Origin of the sequence: Micromonospora siamensis, assembly GCF_900090305.1 — a bacterium.
GTDB lineage: Bacteria > Actinomycetota > Actinomycetes > Mycobacteriales > Micromonosporaceae > Micromonospora > Micromonospora siamensis.
In genome coordinates this window covers 1,592,995-1,604,790 of the sequence record NZ_LT607751.1, presented here as the reverse complement: position 1 = coordinate 1,604,790, position 11,796 = coordinate 1,592,995, and the positions used below count along the sequence as shown (strand labels likewise).

The following is an 11,796-nucleotide window of genomic DNA, read 5'->3' as shown; positions in this document are numbered from 1 at the left end:
GGCGGGGGCCCTTTCCCGTTCCGGAGGGTCGCCGCGCCGGTCAGCGGTCGGGGGACGGCAGCAGCACGGTGGTGAGCAGCCGACGCACCCGGTCCGGGCCGGGCCCCAGGGCGGCGTACTCGGCGAAGAGCGCCCGGAAGCGGGTGAGGAACTCCGTCAGCTCGTCGTCGGTGACGTGGAACGCGTTCTGCCGGTAGCCACCGAGGTCCCGCCCGAGGTCGCCGCCACCGGCGTCGAGGTAACCGTCGAAGTCGGCGAGCAGCTGCGCGACGAAGGTGCGGAAGGCCCGCCGGTGCTCTTCCGGGGACATCGAGGCGGCGGCATCCGCGTCCACCGAGGCCGCCGCCTCGTGCAGCCGGTAGGTCCGTTCGACGGCGCCCCGGACCCGGCGTTCGCCGACCGTGCGCAGCACGTCGTGCGCCGCGAGCGTGGCGACCTGCCGGTAGAGCGTGGCGGCCGGGACGTCCGGCAGGGCCTCGCGTAGCTCGCCGGTGGTGAGCGTCCGGCCCCCGAGGAACGCCTGCACGATGCGCAGTCGCACCGGATGGAGCAGCAGATCCGCGGTGCCCTCCGGCGGCATGACCGTCTCCTATCATTCTCATTCGTGATAACGTTCTCGGTAGAGAGAATAGCCGATGAGGGGAGCGTCACCATGGCCACGGTCGAGATCACCGCGGACCGGATCCGGGTCCGCCTCAGCACCACGGAGAAGATCTTCGCGCTCCGGGGCGACCTCAGCTTCCCGCGCACCGCCGTCCGCAGGGCAGAGGTGGTCCCGAACGCGGTGACCGCGATCCGCGGCCTGCGCGCACCGGGCCTGGGCCTGCCCGGCCTGCGCAACGTGGGCCGCTGGCGGAGCCGCGTCGGCACCGAGTTCGTCACCGTCCGCGCCGGCCAGCCGGCCGTCCGGATCACCCTGTCCGGGCAGCCGTACGACAGCCTGCTGATCGGATCGGACGACGCCACGGCCCTCGCCCGGCGGCTGCGGTGAGCCGGGAACGGGAGCTGAGCTTCACGTCGGCCGGGTTCCGCCTGGTCGGCACCCTGCTGCTGCCCGACGACGCATCGCCGGCCGCGGTCGCCCTGCTGCTACCCGGGTCCGGGCCGCTGGACCGGGACGGCAACATGCGGCGCCTGCCCCTGGCCGTGTCCCGGGACCTCGCGGTCGCCCTCGCCGAGGCCGGCGCGGCCTCCTTCCGGTACGACCGGCGGGGCGTCGGGGCCAGCGCCGGGGAGTTCCTGCGGACGGGTTTCCACGACAACGTCGACGACGCCGAGGCGGCGGTGCGGGCGCTGACCGGGTTGCCGGAACTGGCCGGCCGTCCGATCTTCCTGGTCGGGCACAGCGAGGGAGCGCTCACCGCGGTGGCGCTCGCCGCGCGTGGTGCGCCGGTGGCCGGCCTGGTGCTGCTGGCCGCCACCGGCAAGCGCGGTGACGCCGCCCTGCGCTGGCAGGCCCGCCGGCTGGCGCCCACCCTGCCCGCACCGGTCCGCGCCCTGCTCCGGCTGACCCGCACCGACCTGGAGGCGAAGGTGGCCCGCAACCACGACCGGCTCCGGGCGACCACCGGGGACGTCACCCGGGTGGGCGGCCGGCGGTACAACGCCCGCTGGTTCCGGGAGTTCCTCGACTACGACCCCCGGCCCGACCTCGCCCGCCTCGACGCCCCGATCCTCGCCGTCACCGGCACCAAGGATCTCCAGGCGGACCCGGACGACCTCGACCTGATCGCCGCCGAGGCCGGCGGCCCGGTGGAGACCCACCGGCTGCCGGACGTGACACACGTGCTGCGCCGACAACCGGGACGGCCGGCGTTGTCGGCGTACCGCAGGGAGGTTCGCGGGCCGGTCGACCCCTCGGTGACCGATCTGGTCCGGGACTGGGTACTGCGTCAGGCCGGCCCACCGGCTGGAGAGCAGCGGTCAGGGTCCGCCGAAGACATCTCCCGGTGAGGCGTGATACCTCAGAGGCATCATTATTCCTCTGAGGTATCACGCTCATGTGGGCCACACAGTCCCGCGGTCAGCGGCGGGTCACCAGTCTCCGCCGCCGAAGTCCCCGCCGAAGTCGCCCCCGCCGAAGTCACCGCCACCCCAGCCGCCGAAGTCACCGCCGCCGGAGAGATCGTTGCCGCCACCACCGAAGTCGTTGCCCCCGCCGAAGTCGTTGCCGGCGAACTGGTCACCCCCCTGGTCGCCGTAGTCACCCTGGTCGCCGCCGAAGTCGCCCTGATCCTGGCCGTCGTCGAAGCCGGCCTGGTAGCCCTCGTCGTAGCCGTAGCCCGGGTCGGCGAAGGCGGGTGAGAAGAGCGCGTCGGCGATCAGCATGCCGCCGAGCACCCCGGCGCCGGCGCCCAGCGCCGTCTTCCACCACGGGGTCGAATACCAGCCGGCCGGCACGGACCGGCCCTGGTAACGGCCGCCCGGGTAGTAGTAGGGCGTCTGCCGGCCCGGCTGCGGGCCGGCCCGGAAGGTCTGCCCCTGCACGTTGACCTCGCGCTCGCGGGTGAGCATGCCGGAGCCCCGGGCGGCGGCCAGCGGGGGCAGTTCGGGGCCCGGGTCGATGCCCATCGCCGTGCGGGCCGCCCGGATGTAGGCAAGGCCCTCCAGCGCGGTCTCCCGGGCCAGCGCGAACTGGTGCGGGGTGCGGGCCTGCTCCAGCTGCGAGCCGGCCGCGTTGTACCGCTCACCGGCGTCGGCCAGGGCCTGGCGTACCGCCGGCTCCTCGCCGTGCAGGTTCATCAGCTGGCCGCCGAGGCGCTCGTACCAGCGCTGGGCCTCCGCCCGGGCGTCGGCCAGCTCGGTGGCCCTGCGTGACCTGCTCCCCCACCGCCAGAACACCAGCGCACCTCCGAGCATCAGCACCAGGACCAGCCACAGCGCAGCTTCCATGACCTCGAACGTACCCAGCGGGCGCACGTCGTACCCGTTTGGCAAGCTTTCGCCATGAGCTTCTCGACGGTGGCCGTGGTGGTGCTCTGTCTCGCCGCCGGTGGCGCGCTCGGCTGGCTGGCCGCGCGGTCGCGGTCGGCCGCCGACATCGCCCGGCTGGAGGCCACGCTCGCCGCCACCCGGGAGGGCGAGGGCCGGCTGGAGCAGTCGATGCGGGCGTTGAGCTACGAGGCGACCGCCCAGTCGCAGGAGGCGGTGGCCCGGGCGGTGGCCCCGCTGCACGACACCCTGCGCCGCTACGAGCAGCGCGTCGGCGAGCTGGAGCGCGACCGGGTCGACGCCTACGCCGAACTGCGCGAGCAGGTCCGCTCGATGAGCACCGTCTCGGGCGAGCTGCGCACCGAGACCAAGCAGCTGGTGGCCGCGCTGCGCGCCCCGCAGGTGCGCGGCCGGTGGGGCGAGCACCAGCTGCGCCGGATCGTCGAGGCCGCCGGCATGCTGGAGCACTGCGACTTCAACGAGCAGGTCACCGCCGCCACCGACCACCAGGGGGTACGCCCCGACCTGGTGGTCCGGCTGCACGGCGGCCGGACGGTGGTGGTGGACGCCAAGGCGCCCTTCGACGCCTACCTCACCGCGATGGAGGCGGGCGACGAGCGGGGCCGCGACACCCACCTCGACGCGCACGCGCGGCACCTGCGGGGGCACGTGGACGCGCTGGCCGCGAAGACCTACTGGGCGGCGTTCGACAGCACCCCCGAGTTCGTGGTGCTCTTCGTGCCGGCGGACCCGTTCCTCGACGTGGCGTTGCAGCGCGATCCGACGCTGCTGGAGCACGCCTTCGCCCGCAACGTGGTGCTGGCCACCCCGGCGACCCTGGTCGCGTTGCTGCGCACGGTGGCCTACTCGTGGCGGCAGGAGGTGCTGGCCCGCAACGCGGTGGCGGTGCACTCGCTGGCCCGCGAGCTGTACGGCCGGCTGGCCACCCTCGGCGAGCACGTCGGGAAGCTCGGCTCGTCGCTCGGCGGGGCGGTCACGGCGTACAACCGGGCGGTGGGGTCGTTGGAGGCGCGGGTGCTGGTCAGTGCGCGCAAGCTCGCCGAGCTGGGCGTCTCCGACCAGGAGTTGGCGACCCCCGCCCAGGTGGAGTTGGCCCCGCGCCAGCCGCAGGCCCCCGAGCTGCTCGAACCCTCCACCGTGACCGGTGTGGACGGCCGACCGTCCGAGTCGGACCTCCACCGTTGATATGACGCTCGGCAGCGCTTCACGTCACGACCTGGTCACAACATACTGAGCGGTAGTGACATCGACGCCGGCCGACCCGAAGGATTCTGCTCACGTCTGCCCTCCCTTGTGCTGGGCCCTGTCTTCCGGAGGAAGAGAGAACGTGAGCCAACCCCGAAACCGGAGCCGGCGGATTCCCGCCGCGCTTCTCGCCTCGGTCGTGGCAGCGGGTGCCATGACCGTGGCCGGCGGCCCCGCAACGGCCGCCGCCGCACCCGCCACCGGAGCGCCCGACGCCCCGCCGCAGTCCGCGGCGGAGGCGCTCGGCGCGCACGACGCCAAGCTCCTCGACCAGGCCGAGGCGAAGCACGCCCCGACCGTCACGCTCATCATCGCCACCGAGAAGGGCCGGGCCGGCACGGTCGCCAAGGCCCTCACCGACCTCGGCGCCTCGGTCAGCCAGCGCTACGACCAGGTCGGCTACGTGCTGGCCAAGGTCCCCACCGCCAAGGCGCTAAGGGCGGCGACCCTGCCCGGGGTGTCCGCCGTCGACCTGGACGAGACCATCAAGCTGCCCGACCCGACGCCGGAGGCCGCGCGGCGCGGTACGACGGCCGCCGCGCAGGGCGCCACCCTGGCCGGTCCGGGCGCGGACACCGGCGCGGTCAACCCGTACATGCCGACCAACGAGACCGGCGCGGAGTCGTTCAAGGCGGCCCACCCGGCGTGGGACGGCCGGGGCGTCACCATCGGCATCATGGACTCCGGGGTGGACCTGGACCAGCCGGCCCTGCAGCGGACGACCACCGGCGAGCGCAAGATCGTCGACTGGGTCACCGCGACCGACCCGCTGGAGGACGCCACCTGGCGGCCGATGGTCACCGCGGTCAGCGGTCCGACCTTCACCACCGGGACCGCGGCCACCGGGATCACCACCTGGACGGCACCGGCCGGCAGCTACCGGTTCAACCTGTTCCGGGAGAGCATCACCGCGGCCAGCGACCCGGCGGGCGACGTCAACCGGGACGGCGACACCACCGACGCGTGGGGCATCCTCTACGACCCGGCGACCGGTGACATCCGGGTGGACGTCAACCAGAACAACGACTTCACCGACGACGAGCTGATGCGGCCGTACAAGGAGAAGTTCCAGGTCGGGCACTTCGGCACCGACAACCCGGCCACCGCGGTGCGGGACCAGATGCCGTTCGTGGTGGAGTACCGCCGCAACGTCGACGTCACCCCGGGCGACGGCGCGCCGGGCCCGTACTACGACTACGTCAACATCGGCATCGTCGAGGCGACCCACGGCACGCACGTCGCCGGCATCACCGCCGCCAACGACATGCTCGGCAACGCCGCGTTCGACGGCGCCGCGCCGGGCGCCAAGCTGGTCTCCGCCCGGGCCTGCTCCTGGGGTGGCGGCTGCACCGCCGCGGCGCTCACCACCGGCATGGTCGACCTGGTGGTCAACCGCAAGGTCGACGTGGTGAACATGTCGATCGGCGGCCTGCCGGCCCTCAACGACGGCGCCAACGCCCGCGCCGACCTCTACAACGAGCTGATCAACACGTACGGCGTGCAGATGTTCATCTCGGCCGGCAACTCCGGCCCGGGCCTGAACACCGTCGGCGACCCGTCGGTCGCCACCGACGTGGTCAGCGTCGCGGCGAGCATCAGCAAGGCCACCTGGCTGGCGAACTACGGTTCGGTGGTCCGCAAGGAGAACGCGCTGTTCAACTTCTCCTCCCGGGGCCCGCGCGAGGACGGCGGCTTCAAGCCGAACATCGCCGCCCCCGGCTCGGCCATCTCCACCGCGCCGACCTGGCAGCCGGGCGTCCCGGTCGCCGAGGCCGGCTACCCGCTGCCGCCGGGCTACCAGATGCTCAACGGCACGTCGATGGCCGCCCCGCAGGCCGCCGGCGCCGCCGCGCTGCTGCTCTCGGCCGCCAAGGCGACCGACCGGGGGGTCACCCCGGCCGCGCTGCGCCGGGCCGTCTACAGCTCGGCCAAGCCGATCAAGGACGTTCCGACGTACGCCCAGGGCTACGGCCTGCTCAACGTGCCGGCCGCCTGGAAGCTGCTGGCCAAGGGCCCGTCGACCCGGTCGTACACGGCCGACGCGCCGGTCTGCACCGTGCTGTCGGACCAGCTCACCAAGCGAAACCCGGACTCCGGCGCGTACGAGCCGAACCCGGGTCGCGGCACCGGCGTCTACAACCGCTGCGGCGCCGCCCAGGGCGGGCACCAGGTCGGCCAGTCCCGCACGTACGCGGTCAAGCTGACCCGGACCAGCGGGCCGGCCGGCAGCATCAGGCACGAGCTGGCGCTGCGCGGCAACGACGGCACCTTCACCGCGCCGAAGAGCGTCCGGCTGCCGCTGAACCGCACCGTCACGGTGAAGGTCACCGCGAGGCCGCGTACCGCGGGGGCGCACGGCGCGATCCTGACCGTGGACGACCGGGCCACCGTCGGGATCGACTTCGAGGTGTCCACGGTGGTGGTCGCCGCCGCCGACGTGCGCAAGCCGGACTACTCCTGGTCGGCCGAGGGCTCGGTGGACCGGAACAGCTTCACGTCCTACTTCGTCAACGTGCCGGCGGGCGCGGGCGCGCTCCAGGTGAACCTCGCCGGGATCGCCACCGGCTCGCAGACCCGGTTCATCGCGTTCAACCCGTACGGCGTGCCGGTGGAGAGCACCTCCAGCCTGCAGTGCTACACCAACTTCTCCGACGCCGCCGCCTGCAAGCCGCAGGAGCGGGACTACCAGAACCCGATCCCCGGGGTCTGGGAGATCGAGGTCGAGTCCCGGCGTACCTCGCCGGCGCTGAACAACCCGTTCCAGCTGCGGGCGCGGGTGCAGGGCGTCAAGGTGGAACCGGCCGTGATCGAGCTGCCGGCGGTCAGGGCCGGTGAGCCGACGGCGGCCAGCTGGACCGTCACCAACACCTTCGGTCCGGTCTCGGTGACCGGCCAGGGTGGCCCGCTGTCCAGCGTGCACGCCGAGCGGCCTTCCATCACCCAGGGCACCACCAAGGAGTTCCTGGTGGACGTCCCGGCCGGCGCCACCGCGTTCAACGCCCGGATCGGCAACACCAGCGACCTCGGCGCCGATCTGGACCTCTTCGTCTACAGCACGGTCGACGGCAAGCAGGTCGAGGTGGGTCGCTCCGCCGACGGTGACTCGGAGGAGGCGGTGACCGTCAAGGACCCGAAGCCCGGCACCTACCGGGTCGTGGTCGACGGTTACGCGGTCGCCACGGGTGGCACCGCCTACGACTACCGGGACTCCTTCTCGGCCCCGTCGCTGGGCACGCTGTCCGCCCCGGCCACGCCGCTCTTCCTGGCCAACGGCGCCACCGCCACGCTCACCGGCACGGTGACCGCCCTGGCCACCCCGGCCGCGGGCCGGGAGCTCTACGGCGAGCTGGCCGTGACCACCACCGAGGGCGCGGTCGTCGGCCGCGGCGCGGTGGACGTCGGCGCGGTGAACTGACCGACAGCACCACCACAGGAGCCCGTTCCCGGCGTGCCGGGGGCGGGCTCCCGCCGTACGGGGGTCGATGCATCGACCGGGCGGGTCGTCGGGATTGGACGTTCGACGTGCGGTGCTGACCGTTATCGGTTGTTCCGGGGCAACCTTTCACGGCACGGTTGCCTGGCAGCCACTCGTGTAACGCCGGCCACACTTCCGCCGCTCAACGCAGTGACGGTCGCCGACGGCACACGACAGGTCGCCGTCACATCCCCCGCCCTGTCCCCCAGGGCCCTTGCTCTCCCTCCGGAGGAAGAGACGTGAGCAAACCCCGCATCGGGCGCGCCCGGAAACCGGTCGCGCTCGTGGCGTCGGCGGTCACCGCCGGCGCACTCACCCTGGCGTTCGCCGGTAACCCCGCGAACGCCGAGCCCGCCCCCACCGACGTACCGAAGAGCAGCAGCGTCGGGTGGACCCCCACCGACGCCGAGCGGCTCGCCGAGGCCCGGGCCAACGGCGACGAGACGGTCACCCTGCTGGTCGGTGCCGTCTCCGGCCAGGCCGGCACGGCCGCCAGCGGGCTGACCGCCCTCGGCGCCACGGTCGTCTACCAGGACAACGACCTCGGCTACCTGCGCGCGAAGGTCCCCACCGACCGGGTCGAGCGGGTCACCGGCCTCAGCGGCGTGCAGACCGTCGAGATCGACGCGGCGGTGCCGGTGCCGGACCCGGAGCCGGAGGGCACCCAGCCGGTCGCCCCGCAGCCCGCCCCGGGCGCCGGGACCCCGAAGGCCAACCCGTACATGCCGATCGAGGACATGGGCGCGGCGACCTTCACCGCCGACCACCCCACCCTCGACGGGCGTGGGGTCACCGTCGGCATCCTGGACACCGGCGTCGACCTGTCGCACCCGGCGTTGCAGAAGACCACCACCGGCGAGCGCAAGATCACCGACTGGGTGACCTACACCCACCCCACCGACGACGCCGACCCGACGTGGATCAGCATGACCACGTCCGTCGCGGGACCGACGTTCACCCAGGGCGGCCGGAGCTGGACCGCCCCCGGGAACACGTCGTACCGCTTCGGCGTCTTCAACGAGCGTGACGTCAACCTCGGCGGCGAGGTCGGCAACGACGTCAACCGGGACGGCAACCCGGCCGGCAGCAGCGGCCTGTTCGGCGTGCTGTGGGACGGCGGCAGCAACGTCTGGGTCGACGCCGACCAGGACGGCTCCTTCGCCGACGAGAAGGCGATGACGGACTACAAGGTCCGCAACGACGTCGGCACCTTCGGCACCGACGACCCGGCGACGGCGATCAACGAGTCGATGCCCTTCGTGGTCCAGGTCGACGGCAAGAACAAGTTCGTCAACATCGGCATCGTCTCCGGCGCCCACGGCTCGCACGTCGCCGGCATCACCGCCGCGAACGGGCTGTTCGGCGGCGCGATGACCGGTGTCGCCCCCGGCGCCAAGATCGTTTCGGTCCGGGTCTGCCTCTTCGTCGGCGGCTGCACCTCCAGCGCGCTGATCGAGGGCATGATCTACGCCGCCAAGCAGGCGAACGTCGACGTGATCAACATGTCGATCGGCGGCCTGCCGTCGCTCAACGACGGCAACAACACCCGGGCGTTGCTCTACAACCGCCTCATCGACCAGTACGACGTGCAGATGTTCCTCTCGGCCGGCAACAGCGGCCCGGGCCTGAACACCGTCGGGGACCCGGCCGTGGCCGAGCGGGCCCTCGCGATCGGCTCGTACGTCACCGACGCCACCCTGCGGTCGAACTACGGCACCACCTCGCCGTACGCGGAGAGCCTGCACTACTACAGCTCCCGCGGCCCGCGTGAGGACGGCGGCTTCAAGCCGAGCGTCGTCGCCCCGGGTTCGGCGATCTCCTCGGTGCCCACCTGGCAGCCGGGCGGGCCGCTCGGCGGCACGTACGACCTGCCGCCGGGTTACGCGATGTTCAACGGCACCTCGATGGCCGCCCCGCAGGCGGCGGGCGCGGGCGCGCTGCTGGTCGGCGCCGCCAAGGCGCAGGGCTTCCAGCGCAAGCCGGCCCAGCTCCGGCAGGCCCTGATGTCCTCGGCCCGGTTCATCGACAACACCGGCGCGTTCGAGCAGGGCGCCGGCCTGATCAACGTCCCGGCCGCGTACGAGCTGCTGCGCAAGAACATCAAGACCGTGGACATCACCGCCTCCGTGCCGGTCAACACCGTGCTCGCCGGCTTCCTGGCCAAGCCGGGCCTCGGCACCGGCATCTACGACCGGGAGGGCGTCACCGTCGGCAAGGCGTACACCCGGACGTACACCTTCACCCGCACCAGCGGCGGCTCGAAGGCGATCAGCTACGCCCTGTCCTGGGTGGGCAACGACGGCACCTTCGCGACCGACGCGTCGGTGGCGCTGCCGCTGAACAAGCCGGTTACCGTGACCGTGCGGATCGACCCGGCCGGCCCGGGGGCGCACTCGGCGGTCCTGCGCCTGGACGACCCGGCCACCACCGGCGTCGACCTGCAGACCCTGAACACGGTGATCGCGCCGTACACCTTCGTGCCGGACGCGAACTACCAGGTCCAGATCCAGGACAAGGTGGGGCGCAACCAGTCCCTGCACTACTTCTTCACGGTGCCGGCGAACACCCCGGCGCTGAAGGTCGACTTCACCGGCCCGAACGGCACCCCGGGCACGGGCCAGGCGCGCTTCCTGCGCTTCCACCCGTACGGTGTGGCGATCGACAACAACGCGTCGACCTCCTGCTACTCCCCGGCGGCGGGCGCCTGCGCCACCGGCTCGCCGACCAGCCGCACCACCTCCAACCCGCTTCCGGGCGTGTGGGAGGTCACCGTGGACGGTCGACGTACCTCCGACGCGCTGTGGACCCCGTTCACCCTCACCGCCTCGGTGCTGGGCGCCACGGTCAGCCCGAACCCGGACGTGATCGAGTCGGCCACGGTCGGCACCCCGGTGTCCCGGGAGTACTCGCTGACCAGCACCCTCGGCGCGTTCACCGGCCGGGCGGTCGGCGGCGGCTCGCTGGGCAGCGCCCGGCAGTCCGTCCCCTCCATCGCCGCGCACGCGGTGCAGGAGTACGACGTGACCGTCACCCCCGGTTCGACCTCGCTGCGGGCCACCATCGGCGGCACCTCCGACCCGGGCGCCGACCTCGACCTGTTCGTGCTGGACTGCACGTCCGGGACCTGCGTCGCGGCCGGTCAGAGCGCCGACGGTGACTCGGAGGAGTCGGTGACCATCGGCAGCCCGAAGCCGGGCGCCTGGAAGGTCCGGGTGGACGGGTACTCGGTGCCCACCGGCACGACCACCTACAACTACATCGACGTCTTCACCAACGCCGCCTTCGGGTCGGTCGCGGTGACCGACACCAACGCGCCGCGCCCGACGGGTACGACGTGGACGGTGCCGGGTGCGGTGACCGTGAAGGCGGCGCCCGGCGAGGGTCGGGTGCTCTACGGCACCGTGCAGGCGCGTACCGACGGCAACATCCTCATCGGCAGCGGCGACGTGATCGTCAAGAACGTCGGCTGAGCCGTACGGCGATCAGCCGGGAGGCCCGTCCCCTGTCGGGGGCGGGCCTCCCGTGCGTCCGGGGCCCGGCCTTCTGCCCGGGCGGGCGGCTCGGCTCAGGCGGGGCGGGCGGCCTCGACCACGAACGGGGTGCCCTGCTGGCAGGTGGTCATCATGTCCGGCTGCGGCTGACCGGTCACGGTCACCTTCGCCCCCGGCTTCAGCACGTCGCGCGGCCCGCCGACCAGCAGGTAACCGTCGAGCAGCAGGCAGTTGGGTTCGACGCCGGAGTCGATGGTGCCGGTGAGCGTCTGCCCGCCCGGTCCGGGCGGCAGGGTGGGGCCACCGGGCTTCTTCGGCGGCCGGACGGTCGGAGGCACGCCGGTCGGCGGAACCACGGTGGGTGACGGCGACGCGGTCGGCCCGACCGGCTCGGACGGGGTCGGGGATGCGGTCACCGGGGTGCCTCCTGAGCTGGCCGGGGGCGGGGTGCCGGTGCCCTGGCCGCCGCAGGCGCTCAGGGCGGCGCAGAGCAGCAGTGCCGGCGCCGCCGTCCGAAACGTCTTCATACCCGATCCGACGTACGCCGGCCGGCTCCGGTTCCACCCACCCGGCGCGGCACCCCGCGCCCCGCTACCCGACCAGGCCCGGCGGTCCCGCGGTCCGGGGCGGGTC

8 protein-coding genes are annotated in these 11,796 nt (G+C 73.0%); 5 read left to right on the top strand and 3 right to left on the bottom strand.

Translation table 11 applies throughout. From position 1 onward, the window contains the following. Positions 1-40: 40 nt before the first annotated feature. The gene (locus tag GA0074704_RS07530; protein WP_088969824.1) at positions 41-580 is read right to left on the bottom strand and encodes a helix-turn-helix domain-containing protein; all 540 of its coding nucleotides are present in this window, start codon (positions 578-580) and stop codon (positions 41-43) included. A 72-nt stretch (positions 581-652) separates the two neighbouring features. Between GA0074704_RS07530 and GA0074704_RS07525 the strand changes: the two genes are divergently transcribed. Further along, positions 653-991, top strand: coding sequence for a hypothetical protein (locus tag GA0074704_RS07525; RefSeq protein ID WP_088969823.1), 339 nt, complete (start codon positions 653-655; stop codon positions 989-991). Continuing rightward, complete coding sequence (locus tag GA0074704_RS07520) at positions 988-1,953, top strand: alpha/beta hydrolase (RefSeq protein ID WP_088969822.1); 966 nt, start codon at positions 988-990, stop codon at positions 1,951-1,953. The genes GA0074704_RS07525 and GA0074704_RS07520 overlap by 4 nt, the downstream gene beginning before the upstream one ends. An 81-nt stretch (positions 1,954-2,034) precedes the next feature. Here the strand turns inward: GA0074704_RS07520 and GA0074704_RS07515 are convergent, their stop codons facing one another. After that, positions 2,035-2,892, bottom strand: a complete 858-nt coding sequence (locus GA0074704_RS07515) for a hypothetical protein (protein ID WP_088973524.1) — start codon at positions 2,890-2,892, stop codon at positions 2,035-2,037. Between the two features lie 54 nt (positions 2,893-2,946). Between GA0074704_RS07515 and rmuC the strand changes: the two genes are divergently transcribed. The 3 genes from rmuC to GA0074704_RS07500 all read left to right on the top strand — a co-directional run bounded on the left by rmuC (position 2,947) and on the right by GA0074704_RS07500 (position 11,142). Further along, positions 2,947-4,137: a DNA recombination protein RmuC gene (gene rmuC / locus GA0074704_RS07510; protein WP_088969821.1), complete on the top strand. Its 1,191-nt coding sequence runs from the start codon at positions 2,947-2,949 to the stop codon at positions 4,135-4,137. A 142-nt stretch (positions 4,138-4,279) separates the two neighbouring features. Then, on the top strand, positions 4,280-7,612 hold the full coding sequence (locus GA0074704_RS07505) for a S8 family serine peptidase (protein ID WP_088969820.1): 3,333 nt from the start codon (positions 4,280-4,282) through the stop codon (positions 7,610-7,612). Positions 7,613-7,911: 299 nt separating this feature from the next. After that, positions 7,912-11,142, top strand: coding sequence for a S8 family serine peptidase (locus GA0074704_RS07500; protein WP_197697609.1), 3,231 nt, complete (start codon positions 7,912-7,914; stop codon positions 11,140-11,142). Positions 11,143-11,237: 95 nt separating this feature from the next. On the opposite strand, the gene GA0074704_RS07495 is transcribed toward GA0074704_RS07500, so the two are convergent. Continuing rightward, complete coding sequence (locus GA0074704_RS07495) at positions 11,238-11,690, bottom strand: hypothetical protein (RefSeq protein WP_088969819.1); 453 nt, start codon at positions 11,688-11,690, stop codon at positions 11,238-11,240. Positions 11,691-11,796 lie beyond the last annotated feature (106 nt).

What these genes read in the sequence shown, in the direction of transcription:
- GA0074704_RS07530 (WP_088969824.1), bottom strand. Translation starts at nt 580, where the DNA reads ATGCCGCCGGAGGGCACCGCGGATCTGCTGCTCCATCCGGTGCGACTG.
- GA0074704_RS07525 (WP_088969823.1), top strand. Translation starts at nt 653, where the DNA reads ATGGCCACGGTCGAGATCACCGCGGACCGGATCCGGGTCCGCCTCAGC.
- GA0074704_RS07515 (WP_088973524.1), bottom strand. Translation starts at nt 2,892, where the DNA reads ATGGAAGCTGCGCTGTGGCTGGTCCTGGTGCTGATGCTCGGAGGTGCG.
- rmuC (WP_088969821.1), top strand. Translation starts at nt 2,947, where the DNA reads ATGAGCTTCTCGACGGTGGCCGTGGTGGTGCTCTGTCTCGCCGCCGGT.
- GA0074704_RS07495 (WP_088969819.1), bottom strand. Translation starts at nt 11,690, where the DNA reads ATGAAGACGTTTCGGACGGCGGCGCCGGCACTGCTGCTCTGCGCCGCC.